This is a genomic window from Pantoea sp. OVA07A (assembly GCF_019969975.1).
GTDB classification, from domain to species: Bacteria; Pseudomonadota; Gammaproteobacteria; order Enterobacterales; family Enterobacteriaceae; genus Pantoea; species Pantoea agglomerans.
Genome location: NZ_JAHXYM010000001.1, coordinates 1682005 through 1696300, shown reverse-complemented (window position 1 = coordinate 1696300; position 14296 = coordinate 1682005). Strand labels below are relative to the sequence as shown.

Sequence of the window (14296 nt, the reverse complement as noted above, 5' to 3'; positions counted from 1 at the left end):
CTACATACTTCCCATGCGGCTCAGGAGTTGTTGCAATACGCGCTCGGTCACGGCCAGATCCTGAGGGTCAATATCGGCCAGCATTTCAGTACGGAGTGCGTCAGCCTCGGTTTTCACTTTGGCGAACGCTTCGTTACCCTTATCAGTCAGCACCAGGTGACGCTTACGTCGATCTTCTGGCGGCTGTACCCGCATCAGCAGTGACTGTTTCACCAGCCGATCCACCAGCGGTACCATGCTGGCATCTTCCAGCCCCAGCAGCTGTGCCAGCTCGGTCTGGGTCATGCGTTGCGGCTCACTGGCAATCAGCCCGATGGCCATCCAGCTGCTCATGCTTAAGCCGCTATCTTTAAGGTGACGATCCACCGCCAGGCGCCAGGCATGTGCGGTCAGATGCAATAAGTGGGTAAAGGTACGCGTGTGCTGAGACAAATGTTAGCAGCCTAATAGTAAGAGTTCTAATTGAGTGGTGACGTTATTATACGCAAAGCGAAACGCCAATGAAAAGCGTCCGGTCTGTTAAAAATTAGTGGATCGCGGCAGAATGTCCAGAGGCCGCAACCGGGAGCCGGATAACATGAAACAGGCATCAGCAAACTGGGTCGATCTGCGCCGTGACGCCGTCAGCGGTATTGAGGCGCTACGCGCCCATTTTACCGGACACGCCTATGATCCTCACTGGCACGACAGTTATCTGATTGGCGTGACCGAGCAAGGTGTACAGCAGTTTCATTCGCGGCGCAAACAGCATCAGAGCCGACCAGGCACGGTCTTTATGCTGGAGCCGGAGGAGCTGCATGATGGTGATGCCATCAACGAAAGCGGTTTTACCTACCGGATGCTCTATCTTTCGCCGCAGCAGATTGCGCAGCACCTGGCTCCGATGCTGGCTGATAAACCCTCACTGCGTGAGCTACGTTTTGCCGCCACGCTGCGCGACGAGCGTCCACTGGCTTATGCCGTCTGGCATGCGTTTGATGCGCTGTGGCACAACCATCCCGCCATCATCAAAGAGGCGGCGCTGGACCGGATGTTTAGTCAGCTCATCCCGCACCGGCAGTGGTCACTGCCCGCTCAGCCCCCGGATAAAGATGCCCGGCTGGCACTGCAGTCGCGTGACTGGCTGATTGCCCATCATGCGGATAATCCCGGTCTGGAGCAGATGGCGCAGCATCTGCAGGTGGATCGCTTCCGGTTATCGCGTCTGTTCCAGACTCACTGGGGTTTGCCGCCCCACGCCTGGCTGGTGCAGTGGCGGCTGAGCCAGGCGCGTCGTCAGCTGGCGCAGGGCCAGCCCGTCGCCGATGTGGCAGCCGCGCTGGGTTTCGCCGATCAGAGTCACCTGGGCCGCTGGTTCAAACGCGCCTGCCAGCTTACCCCTTCCCGTTATCAGCACGCCTGCACAAATCTTCCAGACCTGGGTTAAGCCACTTGCCACAATGCGTTTTTTTAGTCAGGAGAAGCGCAATGCAAGACCCACGCTGTGTAATGATACTCAATGCCGCTCTGCCGCCTGGCAAAGCCACCAATGCTGCCGCCGTGATGGCATTAACCCTGGGACAGCGACATCCGGCGCTGGTTGGCGACACCCTGGAGGATGCTGACAGGCGCCCTTCTCCCGGTTTGATCACTACCGGGATTCCGGTGCTGGCCGCGACTGATGAACAGCTCAGTGCATTGCGGGAACAGTGCGAACAGGCTGAATACGATCTGGTGCTGTTTCCGGAAGAGGGCCAGACCACTACCGATTATCAGGCGCTGAGCGCCGTCCTGCGACAGCAACCGCGTCAGCATTGGCGCCTGCTGGGCGTCGCCATCGTCGGCGATAAAAAAGCCCTGCGAAAGCTGACGGCAAAACTGGCGCTATTCAGCTAATCTTTTTGCGGGAAGCTGGTCATGGCTTCCTGTTTTTCCCCTCCCGCCCCTCGGCCCCGCCGTTTGTACAGGTTACTTGTACAGCTTTCGTTTCGGAATAGTCCTTATAAGCTGCTGACAAGTGTCAAATAGCACACTTTGTTAAAGAATCCGATTGTACAGATTGGGCTTCATTGTATAAGTTTACTGCCACGAGTTGTCATGCGACTCTGTAACGAATGATGCACTTGCGTCGCCTCTGAAGGTGTCAGTGGATTTCCACCTTCAGAGGTTATTTTTTCTGTTCAATTTGTGACACTGGTACCATCGCATCTGTCCATGCGGTGGTTTTTTTGATCGCTTTTGTCCTGACATCCGAACCGGAATCGGGCTGTTCTGAAGGGCTTACACATGCAATATATTCTTCCCCGGACCAATCAGGAAATTGCTGATTATTTTAATCCTGCCGCCAATAAACCCGCCAGCGAGATGGAGATGCTGGGTATCCTGGTTGCAGAAATTTTGCAGTCAGGCATGCCAGTGAACAATAAAGCGATTATCTCAAAGCTTATTCATCGGCTGGAGCTGGAAAGCGACAGGGAATTACTGGATATCTACCGACAGCTGCTTGAACTGGTGGTCCATAAAACCCCGGACGATTTTTCACTGTAGCATCGACTCCACGGAAGGAGTCATCTGCCTTTTTCTGGTATCTTCGCCAGTCGCCCGGTACTATCTGCCCCTCACTGTTTATCCTGATCTTCCCGCCCCTCGCGCGGGAGCAAAATAACTAAAGAGCCTGCAATCTTTTATGACTCAAACCAATGATATTGCCGCAACCGACGTTGTGGCGGGCGATATCAGTGTAGGGCGCGTTCTGCGTTCGCCTGCGCTGCTGACCCGCGAATGCCTGGCCGGGGTGATTACCGCGCTGGCGCTGATCCCTGAAGTGATCTCCTTTTCCGTTATTGCCGGTGTAGACCCTAAAGTCAGCCTCGTCGCCTCCGTGGTGCTCTGCCTGACCCTGTCGATACTGGGCGGACGTCCGGCGATGGTAACAGCGGCTGCGGGTTCAGTGGCGCTGGTTATCGGGCCGATGGTCCATCTGCACGGCGTTGAATATATTCTGCCTGCGGTGGTGATGGGCGGCGTCATTCAGATTCTGTTTGGTGTGGCCGGTCTGGCGCGCATGATGCGTTATATTCCCCGTTCGGTGATGCTGGGATTTGTGAATGCGCTCGGGGTGCTGATTTTCTTTGCTCAGGTGCCGCACGTCTGGGGACAGTCATCACTGGTGTGGATCTTCTTTGCCGTCACACTGGCTATCGTGCTGTTGTTGCCGCGTCTGATAAAAAGTGTTCCTTCACCGCTGGTTGCCATTGTGGTAGTGACTGCCGTCGCGCTGCTAATGGGCTATCGCATGCCGAACGTGGGCGATGAAGGGCCGATGAGTCCCGGTCTGCCCGGTTTTAACAGCCTGCTGGTACCACTTAACCTGCAGACCCTGCAGATTATCTGGCCCACGGCCCTGAGCATCGCCTTTGTCGGGCTGATGGAGTCACTGCTGACCGCCAAACTGGTCGATGACCTGACCGATACTCCCTCCAGTAAGCGTCGTGAATCCTGGGGCCTGGGCGTGGCGAATATTCTGGCGGGTTTTTATGGCGGTATCGCCGGGTGCGCGATGATAGGTCAGACCATCGTCAATGTTGAGCTGGGCCGGGCGCGCAGCCGGGTTTCCACCGTGGCCGCCGGTCTGGTGCTGCTGTTACTGGTGACCGGACTGAGCCGGATTATGGCGCAAATCCCGATGGTGGTACTGGCCGGGATCATGATGGTGGTGGCCGTGAAAACCGTTAACTGGCATAGCCTGCAACCCGCTACCCTGAAACGTATGCCGTGGTCAGAGACGCTGATTATGGTGCTGACGGTAGCGGTGACTGTCTGGACAGGTAATCTGGCACTGGGCGTTCTGGCTGGGGTAATCCTGGCTATGCTGCTGTTTGCCCGCCGTATTGCGCACGTTATTCATGCGGAGCGTCAGCTGAGCGAAGATGGCGAGTCGGTGCGCTATGTGGTGCGCGGCCCGCTGTTTTTCGCCAGCAGCAACGATCTGTTCGAGCATTTCGATTATGCCCATGACCCTAAAAAGGTCACTATCGATTTAACGCACGCGCAAATCTGGGATGCGTCCAGCGTCGCGGCGCTGGATGGCATTGAGTATCGCTATCAGCGTTATGGCGCAGAGGTAACCATTGAGGGGCTGGATCCACGCAGCACGGACTTCCATCAGCGCCTGACCGGTAATTTCGGCTAAAAACCCAGTTCTGCTGCCTCTCCGGCAGCAGAACTCACTCAGCCTGTTGCCGCCGCGCGCGGTAGCGGCCAACCATGGTAATCAGCGCCTGGTAGATTAAACCGGCGTAGAGACTTGTCAGAATCGCCAGACCAGGCTCTTTGCCCTGCTGATGCCATGACATAAACCACATGAATACGCCCCACAGTACAGAGAACACCAGCCACCCGCGGACGAACTTCATCATGCCATTCATAACGACTCCTCTTAAATGAAGCGCTACCTTAGCGCGCTCCAGCCTGAAACGCATTGCCAGCATGCACGAGTTGCGAGGCGTCTCAAATAATCGTCGACAATTTGCCATGCGTGTTGATGATTTAGCCCTGTCCGGGCGGTTTTGTTGCAATTCTCTATACTCAACGTTCCGCTTACCTGATCGGGGAATTACGATGAAACGTACTGCTTATCTGTTATCCACACTGGCTATCCTCGCCACGCTTACGGCCTGTGCACCGCCGCCACCGGGCAGAGATGCCCCGCCACCGCCACCACCTGGCGGGCAGCAGCCGGTGGGCGCACCCGGCGGCAGCGGCCCGGCAGGACAACCGCAGGCCTGACATTATTCTGCCAGCCTGCGTTGCGGGCTGGTTAATGCCGGAAGGCGCAGCCGCAGGCTGACATCTCACCCGGCAGCACTTTGCCTGCGTGAGAGTGACGCCGCTGTAATTGCCCCTGCTCTTCAGCACTGCTGTTGCCTGCCTGCTGTCCCAGCCAGCGATCCAGCGCGCGGCCAGCGATCTGCCGGATGTCAGGTGACCAGCTGGTAAGATGCCAGGTTGAGCTACGGGCTTCCTCACTATCACCAAAACCTGCCACTGCCAGATGGATACCCTGACCAAAATCCCGAATCGCCTGCATTGCACCAAAGGCCATCAGATCGCTTTCACAGAAGAGTGCCTGGATACGCTCAGCAGCACGTGTCTTTTTCAGGTAAGACATCATCGCCTGATAAGCGCAGTCGCGATCATCACTACCCACAGTCAGTTCGGCGTTCAGCGCCATGCCTGCCGCCAGCAGAGAGGCGCGATAGCCCTGTTTTTGCGCCAGTTCGCCTGGCTGACCCTGCATAAAGCCAAACCGCTGATGCCCCTGTTTAAGCAATAATTCCGCTGTCACTTCACCCGCCCGCAGTGCATCCCCCTGCAGCTCAGGCTCAGCGTCAATATGAAGCACCGGCAAATGGCAGGCATCAGTTAAGCGGTTACCGGGGAGTAACAGCAAACCACGCAGCCCGAGCGGTGTAGCCTGCCGGATGAGTGTGGTTAGTGTGACGTCGGTTTCGGCACTCAGTAGCACCGAGATAACACCGCGCGCGTTAAGCTGGCGCATCACTTCGTCCAGCATTTTTTGTTGATACGGATTGAGCAACTGGCTGGCGACAACACCGATAACCGGAGGGGCCGCCGGTTCAGTTAAGTCAGGTGTAAAAGGTGTAATCATTGGCATTAATTCTCTGCGACGGCAAACAATAGTCACCACAATACGGTAAACCACAACGTTTCAACAGGTTACAGAGTTCGACACAAGCCGCAAAAATGAGTGAAATCGGATGTAATTGGGATGGATCGGCAGAAACCCAAAAGGGCCAGGCTGGCGTTAACGTAGATGCAGGAGAGGGACCGGGCAGCAGGAGTTGAACCCGCATCGTCAACCCGTTAAGAGTTGCAGTAATACCTTTATACCATGCCCGAATGGCGTGCCTGGAAAAGCCGCGCTGTGTGAACAAGAAGCGTAGTACGACTTTCTGACCAGGCAAGCGCAAGCGGCAGGTATATTGCAACCGTCGTATGAAATCAAAAAAGAGGTGCTGCTGCCTGTAGGCATTGATTATTCAGCTAACCTTAAGTTTCAGGCAGCCTGTTCCGACCGGGACTTATGGCCAACATTTTGCAGAGGTCAAGACTATGCCGTCAGGACAATTTTATGTGGTTGATCAACCCGAACTGAATTTTACCGCCAATTATCATATTGATACGGTCAATGATAAACCCTATCCCTCGCGGATGGTACTGGAGATCCGGAAGCAGTCACAGCCAACCGACGCCTTTGATGATATCAGCATCGGCCATGAAGTGACCTTTGTCTCTTCCAGTGGTGAGGCGCAACGGATGGTGCTGGTGAGTGACACTGATGATGAGCTGGTATTCAGCTCCCGGGGCTGATGCCGGCTTATACCGCTAAACGGAGGTTGCAGTCGCCGTATCCGCCAGATAGCAGGAACAAAAAAACCGCCCTTGGGCGGTTACGACATTACTGCATATTGCTTTTATTTTATTAGATTTTCTTCGGCAGAAATATGGTGCCCGGGGCGGGACTTGAACCCGCACAGCCTTACAGCCGAGGGATTTTAAATCCCTTGTGTCTACCGATTTCACCACCCGGGCAGGGTGTAACTGGAGGCGCGTCCCGGAGTCGAACCGAGGTACACGGATTTGCAATCCGCTGCATAGCCACTCTGCCAACGCGCCTTAAACTGATGTGCCGTCAGGTTAACCTGACCTGCGAATCTGGAGCGGGAAACGAGACTCGAACTCGCGACCCCGACCTTGGCAAGGTCGTGCTCTACCAACTGAGCTATTCCCGCAATTCAGCAATTTCGTCGAACCTGCTGATTTTATTTATCTTATGGCAGCCTGGCTGCCGTTCGATGCGATGCATTCTACTTAGATGACGCAATGAGTCAATAAAATTATCCTCACAGCGCGTCCGTTTGCTGCTTTTTAAATCGTATCGATCACGGTTCGAGCAGATCGCCGCGCGCGGCGCTTAAATACTGGAACATAGACCAGAAAGTCAGCACGGCAGCAATGTATAACGCCACCACACCAATCGCCACGACGGTCGCATCAGGACGCCACAGCAAGGCAAACAGTGAGAACATCTGGGCAGTGGTTTTCACTTTACCAATCCAGGAAACCGACACGCTGCTGCGTTTACCAATCTCCGCCATCCATTCACGCAGCGCAGAGATAATGATCTCGCGAGCAATCATGGTGGCGGCGGGCAGCGTAATCCACCAGGCGTGGAAATATTCCGCCACCAGCACCAGCGCAATGGCCACCATCACTTTATCCGCTACCGGATCGAGAAACGCACCAAAGCGTGTCGTCTGCTTCCAGCGGCGCGCCAGAAAGCCATCAAACCAGTCGGTGATGGCAGCAAAAACAAAAATCAGTGCAGTCGCCAGCGGCGCCCAGGTGAACGGCAGATAGAAAGCCAGCACAAAGAACGGGATGAGCACGACTCGAAACAGGGTGAGACACGTCGGAATGTTTAATTGCATATGCCGGTAACTGTCTGGATATAGGTAGAATTTAGCCTATGTTCCTACATTGCCCCCCCCGTTTCAATGCTAGTGTTTCAACGAGTAGTATATTTTTTCTGCCAGAGCATGTGAGATACCGGGTACATTGGCGATCTCCTCCACCGACGCGTTCATCAGCGGTTGCAGGCCCCCCATGTACTTAAGCAGTTGCTGACGCCGTTTCGGCCCCACCCCTTCGATGCTTTCCAGTGCGCTGGTGTTCTTTACTTTGGCCCGTTTTTTACGGTGGCCTGAAATGGCATGATTGTGAGCGTCATCACGAATATGCTGGATCACATGCAGCGCTGGCGCATCGGGTGGCAGCGAAACGCCCTCACCTTCCGCTTCAAAGAACAGCGTCTCCAGTCCGGCTTTACGATCGCTGCCTTTCGCTACGCCGAGTAAAATCGGCCGGCTTTTGTCCCAGGGCACATCCAGTTCCGCGAAGACCTGCTTCGCCTGAGACAGCTGGCCTTTACCGCCATCGATCAGAATCACATCCGGGATCTTATCTTCTTCAATGGCTTTACCATAACGGCGGCGTAGCACCTGATTCATGGCGGCGTAGTCATCACCCGGCGTAATGCCGCTGATGTTGTAGCGACGATAATCGGCACGCAGCGGACCATTCTGGTCGAACACTACGCAGGAGGCGATGGTCTGCTCACCCATGGTATGACTGATATCGAAACACTCCATGCGTTTAATTTTGTCCAGCTCAAGAAACTCCGCCAGCGCCATCAGCCGCTGATGAATTGTGGAGTGCTGTGACAGCCGCGTGGTTAACGCCGTCGCGGCGTTGGTGCGCGCCAGTTTGAGATAACGGGCGCGATCCCCGCGCGGCTTGCTCTGAATACTCACCCGACGTCCGGCCAGCTCACTGAGCGACTCAGCCAGCAGTTCACGCTCTGGCAAGGTGAAGTCCAGCAAAATATCGCCAGGCAGCGTACGTGCCTCGCTGCCCTGCAGGTAGAACTGCCCGACAAAGGTCTGAACGACCTCAGCCAGATCGGTATCGACGGGCACTTTCGGGAAGTAGCTGCGGCTGCCTAACACTTTGCCCTGACGGATAAACAGCACGTGGAGACAGGCCATGCCCGCTTCATAAGCCACACCCATCACATCAAGGTCATCACCCTGATTCGAGACAAACTGCTTTTCGGTGATCCGTCGCACAGCCTGAATCTGATCGCGCAGGCGTGCCGCCTCTTCAAAGCGCAGGCCCGTGCTCGCCTCTTCCATCCGTTTGACCAGCTGGTTAAGAACCTGATCGTCTTTACCCGCCAGGAACAAGCGCACGTAATCGGTCTGCTGTGCATACTCCTCCTCACTGACCAGTCCCGCGACACAGGGACCCAGACAGCGGCCAATCTGATATTGCAGACAGGGCCGGGAGCGATTGCGGTAGACGCTGTTTTCGCACTGGCGGATAGGGAAAACTTTTTGCAGCAGCCCCAGCGTTTCACGCACCGCATAGCCGTTGGGGAACGGGCCAAAGTATTCGCCTTTGGCATGCTTTGCACCACGGTGCATCGCCAGTCGCGGATGGGTATCGCTGCTAAGAAAGATGTAGGGGTAAGATTTATCGTCGCGCAGCAGCACGTTGTAGCGCGGCTGGTAGAGCTTGATGTAGTTATGCTCAAGCAGCAGCGCTTCGGTTTCGGTGTGGGTTACGGTGACATCGATGTGCTGGATATTACTAACCAACGCTTCGGTTTTGCGGCTGCCGACCTGAGTGCGGAAGTAGCTGGTCAAACGCTTCTTCAGGTCTTTGGCTTTGCCCACATAGATGACGGTGCCTGAGGCGTCATACATGCGGTAAACACCGGGCTTGCTGGTTACCGTACTCAGAAAGGCTTTGGAATCAAAAACGTCATTCACTACTGATTAACGGCTCCGCATTATAGAGGCCATGTCGAATGGCCAGATGCGTTAACTCTACATCGCCACTGATATTCAGCTTGCTGAACATCCGGTAGCGGTAACTGTTAACGGTTTTAGGACTGAGATTTAACTGCTCGGAAATTTCCGTCACCTTTTGTCCACGGGTGATCATCAGCATAATCTGCAATTCCCTTTCCGACAAACAGCTGAAGGGGGATTCCGCTTTTTGTGGCTCAATCTGGCTCAGCGCCATCTGCTGAGCGATATCTGAAGCGATGTAGCGCTGTCCGGCATTGACCGAGCGAATCGCATTGATCACCTCCTGCGGCGCAGCCCCTTTACTGAGGTAGCCTGCAGCCCCCGCCTGCATCACTTTCGCAGGCAGCGGATTTTCCGTGTGAATGGTCAGCATGATGATTTTGATATCGGGATTGTAACGCACGATTTTCCGCGTCGCCTCCAGTCCACCGATGCCCGGCATGTTCATATCCATGAGGATCACATCAACCTGATTGGCACGGCACCACTTAGCGGCATCCTCGCCACAGTTGACCTCTCCGACCACGGCCAGACCTTTGACATCCTCCAGGATGCGACGGATTCCGGCACGGACAAGTTCATGGTCATCAACAAGAAGCACACTGATCAACGGGGAAACTCCAGAGGCTAAAAAAAGAGGAATCAATTAACGAATACAGGCGATAATCATACCCGCTTTTACCTCAAAAGCACATCAACAAAGCAAAACAGTCGACGCTTCGCATAACGATTTCCAGCCCCGTGCAGCCAGCAATAACAGAGATTTCTTACAACCGACAGGCGTACTGAATAATCCTTAAACTCTTACTATTTCATGGTATTAACACCAGACTTTGCTGTGCCTTATCGCTGCAGGCCCTTGTGATATCTGGCCCGGCAACACCTGTAATTACTTTCAGCGATTGATTAGTTGTACTGGACAAACCAGCTGTTTATAGCGAAGCGAACCGGCTGCTCCAGCAACTTACTGACCCTGTGATATACTCACGCACTGCTGTTCGGACAGATTGCCGACACATTGTCATTCACCAAGGAGAAACGCATGAGCGATGAAGATTTTGCAACTTCGCAGGAAGCCCGGAAATTAGCGGATGAAATCGCGGGTCTGAAGATGATGATCACCCTGATCCTGAAAGGTATGGGCCAGGCTGATGCCGGCAAAGTGATTATCAACATGGAACGCTATGTACAGACGCTGGGCGACAAGCCTCAGGCGGAAGTATTCAGCAATACCATTAAGCAGATCAAAACAGCCTACCGTCAGTAAGCTTGCTTGCCCCCACAGCCGCGGGGGCAAATTAATTAACTGTGCGCCTGCCAGTTAACCGAAACGCCCAGCGTAGGCAGCACCTCTTCCGGACTAAAGCGCCGCGTTCCCCGATACTTTTCAGCCAGCGCTGGCTGAACCACCGGAATACGGATCGCAAACAGATTATCTTCTGACAGAATAAGTCCCGGCGTCAGCGGCTCATACACCACCTGATGCTCTTCAAACATCTTCTCCAGCATCGGCGTTGCCGAACTGATGATGTATTCCATACCGTTCAATTCTGCCAGCTGCACGGCGTGCCAGAGAATATTCAGTGGCAGTTCAGCGTCCACATCCAGCCGTGCCGAGAAGCGCGACATTTCCCACACTTTCTCATGGCTGAAAGGCAGTACGATGCCTTCACTCAGTTCAGGTTCGAACCAGGGCATCAGACGCGCACAGCCGCTGATGCCCTCCCGCGCATTCCATGCGATCAGCCAGGTGACATCTGAACGATCGTAGCGATCATATTCCTGTCCTGGCGTGCTCAGGCGCGGCGGAATTGACCACCCTTCGCCGCGCGCAAAGACGCTGTATCGGTAGCTGCCGAGTTCGGCAAGCAAAGAGGATGGCATATCCTTTAATTGCGTTTGCACTATTTTCATCATGCGCCTCTGACATCCCCATGTTTGCAATGATTTCTTTGCGCCAGCCTGGCAAAGTCCCGGCGCAGGGTAGACAACAGACCTGTGCAAAGGAACGGCTAAATGTAGCCAGTCCTTTATGTTCAGATCAGTCCGATTGCCGCTGCATAGCAGGCAATCTGCGTTTTATTGGAAACATTGAAACGCTTTTGCATATTTTTTTGGTGAAAGTTAACGGTATGTTCAGAGATGGATAAAATAAGTGAAATTTCGACCGCCGTTTTTCCTTCGGCTGTCCATTTCAAAATTTCCAGCTCGCGCTGACTAAACTCTTTTTTTAGTACCATCATTGCATCATCGCTAAAGCGTTCCAGCGTATCCAGACTTAGTTCCGCTAAAAGGTGTAGTTTCACCTCCAGCTCAGCATGGCAGAGCTGGACAGAAATGGGCTGTTGCGACGATATAGATAATATACCAATGACGCGATTTGGTGCCATTGCAGAGCAAGAAAATCCGCTCTGCAGCCCATATTCTCTCGCCTCACGCCACAAATTGCCGGCGTCGGCGAAGAGTTCCTCCGTCCACGCCATGCCTTTGCCCGGTCGCTGACACAACCTGAGCACCGGATCGACAGCGTAATAATTCTGCTTCTCATAGCGTTTAACCCATAATCTGGGATAGGTGCTATGTAAATGAATGCGCGGTCGGTTAAAAGGCACCGGGTGCTGAATCAAAAAGGCAAAATAATCGAAGCCTAATGATTCAGTAAATTGTTGCAATAACGGCTTCAATTCAGAAGAAACCGTTAATGCCTGAAATTGTTCTTTCGCTTCATGTCGCCAGGCGAAATAATTTTCAGTGCTCATATTGCCTCAGCGTTAATTTCACTCGTCCTTCCGGTAATATTCATTCGGATTCATCGGATAAAATAAATTTGCAGAAGAAAATTAATTTATCGTTCAGGACGAATCTGTCGCGATCTACAGCGCATTTAACCTTTCACCGTTGGAGCGGAGTGAAAAAGTGTTCCTGCCTTTACAAGGTGAGGCCGATCACAGCAATTTCAATCACCCCAGGAGAATAAGATTTTTCTGATAGGATTTCAATCCCTGACCTCCAGTGCAATTTTATCTCAGACCCGAAACGTCTGCTGAAAATATTGAATCGCGATGCTGATTGTTGGGTAAATAACGAGTAAACAAGGCGTTAATTACTCCGTTATAAGCGAAGCGGCAGTGACAAATTTCTGACATATTTTTTATCAGGAAATAAGCCCGGCTCTCTCTTTGCAGCATCAGGACCGGTTTCGTCAGACGACCCCTCAGCCCCTGTGGCGTCTGTTGAGGCAGCTAACCGGCATGCTGCCCGCGCCACGCGCTTGCCGGTGAAAGACCTGTCCCGGTTTTCAGTGGCAGCCCTGTAAGCGTAACGATGTGCTGTTTAATAAACCTTTTCTGGTCTCCCCTGCCCGACCATGCTCTGTGCCCGTCGATTCACATGCTGCTGTGGTTTAGCGACTTATCTGACTGCGAATACCTGATCCAGGACAGCGCGTCCGTAAAAGTCGCCTTTACTTACTCTGCTGTCTGACCGCAATACGTGGCGGAGATCACTATTTATGGCGTAATGCTCAACACTGACTCTATTTTAATCAGTTAAATCACTTTCCCGATAGTCACGCAACTAAATCATATGAAAATAAATTTGCAGGAAAAATCCGTTCTTTTCTCAATCACGCACGCTTTATTTATGCGATACCTTTCCCTTATTTCTGCCAGCGCAACCGTGAAATAATTTCATCATGCCGCCAGCAGGCGCTGAGCAAATGAGGCTGAGAATCTGCACATGGGTTTTATCCCGCAGGCATCGTTTTATTCTTACAGATGGCCCTGAAATCGGCTTTTTTATGCGCATCCTGACCTGTTGTCAGACTATTTCAGTAAGGGTTCAGGTTCAGCAATGATAACTGGATGGGTTTTACTGGCACCATAAGAACATTTCTTAATCAAACACGGTATTAATCCTGTCTGATGATTTATCGGCAGTAGCCTGCACCACGCATACCCAGATGAAAATGTGAGGCGTGAGCGGCGTTATAGTCCGGCCCCAGCGCATTGCCGAATACCTCACAGCCGCCACGCCACAGCGTATGAAGCATTGCCGCTTTTTCTTCCGGCTGTTGCCAGTGACGATTGACCTCAAGCCGCTGGCCATCAGCCAGCTGAAAGCCTGTCACATCCCAGGCATCGGCGGTGGCATGTTCACTGAGCCGCCCCTGGGCACGATGATAAATATTACGGCAGGCGTAACTGCCGACATGCGTAATTCGTACCAGTGGACTGCGCATCTCTCTGGCGGTCTGTTCACGACTGCGCAGAGCATACATGGTGCTGGCGACGGCCATAGGACAGCTGGCCAGAAAGCTGCTGCTGAGGCTGACAGGGCCAAATTTCTGAACCCGCAGCGGATGACTGAGCGGACAGTGACCCGTGACGTCCGGACGCTCGCTGAAGCTGACCCAGCCCGCCTGTTGAGCGCGGCGCATCACCGCCAGACATGCGTCAGGATCGCTGGCCAGCCTTTTCATCTTAATCTGCGTCATCCAGCCCGGCGGATCGGTAACAGAGAGTGGCGTAAAGGGATTAAACTGCGGCGGCAGATGCTGCTTAAGCCAGGGTAAGCTGACCCATCCCAGCGCAAGCAATAGCAAAAACAGGATAAGCGTGCGCATAGTCCCTCTCGCAGCATGATGATTAGCAAACAAAAAGTGTAGAAGCGCATCGCCCTTCACGCCGCCTGACTGACATAACGTGATGAATAATTACCCAGGCTGACGAAGGTTTGAACAAAATCGCGCTTTATTGCCGCTTCCGGGACGGCAGGCATCACAATTGGTAAAAAAGCGTTACCCGATTCCGGCTCTCTTCCTCTATCTTATGCCGACTTGCCCTCAGGCAGACGCCTTG

General features: G+C 53.6%; 16 protein-coding genes and 4 tRNA genes. 7 read left to right on the top strand and 13 right to left on the bottom strand.

The window, feature by feature from the left end:
- Nucleotides 1-432 carry a MarR family winged helix-turn-helix transcriptional regulator gene (locus LC417_RS08130; protein WP_010669811.1) on the bottom strand — a complete coding sequence of 144 codons (432 nt, stop codon included), beginning with the start codon at nt 430-432 and terminating at the stop codon, nt 1-3.
- 145 nt (nt 433-577) lie between these two features.
- Here LC417_RS08130 and LC417_RS08125 point away from each other — a divergent pair, with 145 nt between their 5' ends.
- The 4 genes from LC417_RS08125 to LC417_RS08110 all read left to right on the top strand — a co-directional run bounded on the left by LC417_RS08125 (nt 578) and on the right by LC417_RS08110 (nt 4171).
- The gene (locus LC417_RS08125; RefSeq protein WP_223565692.1) at nt 578-1426 is read left to right on the top strand and encodes an AraC family transcriptional regulator; all 849 of its coding nucleotides are present in this window, start codon (nt 578-580) and stop codon (nt 1424-1426) included.
- A gap of 41 nt (nt 1427-1467) precedes the next feature.
- On the top strand, nt 1468-1875 hold the full coding sequence (locus LC417_RS08120; RefSeq protein ID WP_154209757.1) for a DUF2000 domain-containing protein: 408 nt from the start codon (nt 1468-1470) through the stop codon (nt 1873-1875).
- Nucleotides 1876-2265: 390 nt separating this feature from the next.
- Entirely contained in the window at nt 2266-2526 is a 261-nt protein-coding gene (locus LC417_RS08115; RefSeq protein WP_010246474.1) for a biofilm/acid-resistance regulator YmgB/AriR, read from the top strand.
- 139 nt (nt 2527-2665) lie between these two features.
- Nucleotides 2666-4171 carry a SulP family inorganic anion transporter gene (locus LC417_RS08110; protein WP_022625901.1) on the top strand — a complete coding sequence of 502 codons (1506 nt, stop codon included), beginning with the start codon at nt 2666-2668 and terminating at the stop codon, nt 4169-4171.
- 34 nt (nt 4172-4205) lie between these two features.
- Here the strand turns inward: LC417_RS08110 and LC417_RS08105 are convergent, their stop codons facing one another.
- Nucleotides 4206-4406, bottom strand: coding sequence for a DUF6404 family protein (locus tag LC417_RS08105; protein WP_010669807.1), 201 nt, complete (start codon nt 4404-4406; stop codon nt 4206-4208).
- 193 nt (nt 4407-4599) lie between these two features.
- Between LC417_RS08105 and LC417_RS08100 the strand changes: the two genes are divergently transcribed.
- Entirely contained in the window at nt 4600-4767 is a 168-nt protein-coding gene (locus LC417_RS08100) for a hypothetical protein (RefSeq protein ID WP_010246480.1), read from the top strand.
- 31 nt (nt 4768-4798) lie between these two features.
- Here LC417_RS08100 and LC417_RS08095 read toward each other — a convergent pair whose 3' ends face one another.
- Both LC417_RS08095 and LC417_RS08090 read right to left on the bottom strand, forming a co-directional pair.
- Complete coding sequence (locus LC417_RS08095; protein WP_223565691.1) at nt 4799-5650, bottom strand: substrate-binding domain-containing protein; 852 nt, start codon at nt 5648-5650, stop codon at nt 4799-4801.
- Between the two features lie 178 nt (nt 5651-5828).
- Nucleotides 5829-5901, bottom strand: a tRNA-OTHER gene (locus LC417_RS08090).
- A 234-nt stretch (nt 5902-6135) separates the two neighbouring features.
- On the opposite strand from LC417_RS08090, the gene LC417_RS08085 reads away from it, so the two are divergent.
- A complete protein-coding gene (locus LC417_RS08085; protein ID WP_223565690.1) occupies nt 6136-6372 on the top strand; it encodes a hypothetical protein in 237 nt (78 codons plus the stop codon).
- Nucleotides 6373-6507: 135 nt separating this feature from the next.
- On the opposite strand, the gene LC417_RS08080 is transcribed toward LC417_RS08085, so the two are convergent.
- The 6 genes from LC417_RS08080 to uvrY all read right to left on the bottom strand — a co-directional run bounded on the left by LC417_RS08080 (nt 6508) and on the right by uvrY (nt 10047).
- Nucleotides 6508-6594, bottom strand: a tRNA-Leu gene (locus LC417_RS08080).
- 10 nt (nt 6595-6604) lie between these two features.
- Nucleotides 6605-6678: transfer RNA gene (locus tag LC417_RS08075), tRNA-Cys, on the bottom strand.
- Nucleotides 6679-6718: 40 nt separating this feature from the next.
- Nucleotides 6719-6794: transfer RNA gene (locus LC417_RS08070), tRNA-Gly, on the bottom strand.
- A 150-nt stretch (nt 6795-6944) separates the two neighbouring features.
- Nucleotides 6945-7493 carry a CDP-diacylglycerol--glycerol-3-phosphate 3-phosphatidyltransferase gene (gene pgsA / locus LC417_RS08065; protein ID WP_010246604.1) on the bottom strand — a complete coding sequence of 183 codons (549 nt, stop codon included), beginning with the start codon at nt 7491-7493 and terminating at the stop codon, nt 6945-6947.
- 69 nt (nt 7494-7562) lie between these two features.
- On the bottom strand, nt 7563-9395 hold the full coding sequence (gene uvrC, locus LC417_RS08060; RefSeq protein WP_010246606.1) for an excinuclease ABC subunit UvrC: 1833 nt from the start codon (nt 9393-9395) through the stop codon (nt 7563-7565).
- Complete coding sequence (gene uvrY, locus LC417_RS08055; protein WP_010246608.1) at nt 9388-10047, bottom strand: UvrY/SirA/GacA family response regulator transcription factor; 660 nt, start codon at nt 10045-10047, stop codon at nt 9388-9390. The genes uvrC and uvrY overlap by 8 nt, the downstream gene beginning before the upstream one ends.
- A gap of 432 nt (nt 10048-10479) precedes the next feature.
- Here uvrY and LC417_RS08050 point away from each other — a divergent pair, with 432 nt between their 5' ends.
- Nucleotides 10480-10704: a DUF2594 family protein gene (locus LC417_RS08050; protein ID WP_003849983.1), complete on the top strand. Its 225-nt coding sequence runs from the start codon at nt 10480-10482 to the stop codon at nt 10702-10704.
- A 35-nt stretch (nt 10705-10739) separates the two neighbouring features.
- On the opposite strand, the gene LC417_RS08045 is transcribed toward LC417_RS08050, so the two are convergent.
- From LC417_RS08045 to LC417_RS08035, 3 genes are all read right to left on the bottom strand, one after another.
- Complete coding sequence (locus LC417_RS08045) at nt 10740-11351, bottom strand: acyl-homoserine-lactone synthase (RefSeq protein ID WP_029518973.1); 612 nt, start codon at nt 11349-11351, stop codon at nt 10740-10742.
- A gap of 122 nt (nt 11352-11473) precedes the next feature.
- Nucleotides 11474-12196: a transcriptional regulator SdiA gene (gene sdiA, locus LC417_RS08040; RefSeq protein ID WP_223565689.1), complete on the bottom strand. Its 723-nt coding sequence runs from the start codon at nt 12194-12196 to the stop codon at nt 11474-11476.
- 1169 nt (nt 12197-13365) lie between these two features.
- Nucleotides 13366-14061: an extensin family protein gene (locus LC417_RS08035; RefSeq protein ID WP_191922066.1), complete on the bottom strand. Its 696-nt coding sequence runs from the start codon at nt 14059-14061 to the stop codon at nt 13366-13368.
- Nucleotides 14062-14296: the final 235 nt, after the last annotated feature.

Excerpts from the sequence above, each read along its gene's own strand:
- LC417_RS08125 (WP_223565692.1), top strand. The coding sequence starts at position 578 with ATGAAACAGGCATCAGCAAACTGGGTCGATCTGCGCCGTGACGCCGTC.
- LC417_RS08120 (WP_154209757.1), top strand. The coding sequence starts at position 1,468 with ATGCAAGACCCACGCTGTGTAATGATACTCAATGCCGCTCTGCCGCCT.
- LC417_RS08115 (WP_010246474.1), top strand. The coding sequence starts at position 2,266 with ATGCAATATATTCTTCCCCGGACCAATCAGGAAATTGCTGATTATTTT.
- LC417_RS08110 (WP_022625901.1), top strand. The coding sequence starts at position 2,666 with ATGACTCAAACCAATGATATTGCCGCAACCGACGTTGTGGCGGGCGAT.
- LC417_RS08105 (WP_010669807.1), bottom strand. The coding sequence starts at position 4,406 with ATGAATGGCATGATGAAGTTCGTCCGCGGGTGGCTGGTGTTCTCTGTA.
- LC417_RS08100 (WP_010246480.1), top strand. The coding sequence starts at position 4,600 with ATGAAACGTACTGCTTATCTGTTATCCACACTGGCTATCCTCGCCACG.
- LC417_RS08095 (WP_223565691.1), bottom strand. The coding sequence starts at position 5,650 with ATGATTACACCTTTTACACCTGACTTAACTGAACCGGCGGCCCCTCCG.
- pgsA (WP_010246604.1), bottom strand. The coding sequence starts at position 7,493 with ATGCAATTAAACATTCCGACGTGTCTCACCCTGTTTCGAGTCGTGCTC.
- LC417_RS08050 (WP_003849983.1), top strand. The coding sequence starts at position 10,480 with ATGAGCGATGAAGATTTTGCAACTTCGCAGGAAGCCCGGAAATTAGCG.
- LC417_RS08045 (WP_029518973.1), bottom strand. The coding sequence starts at position 11,351 with ATGAAAATAGTGCAAACGCAATTAAAGGATATGCCATCCTCTTTGCTT.
- sdiA (WP_223565689.1), bottom strand. The coding sequence starts at position 12,196 with ATGAGCACTGAAAATTATTTCGCCTGGCGACATGAAGCGAAAGAACAA.
- LC417_RS08035 (WP_191922066.1), bottom strand. The coding sequence starts at position 14,061 with ATGCGCACGCTTATCCTGTTTTTGCTATTGCTTGCGCTGGGATGGGTC.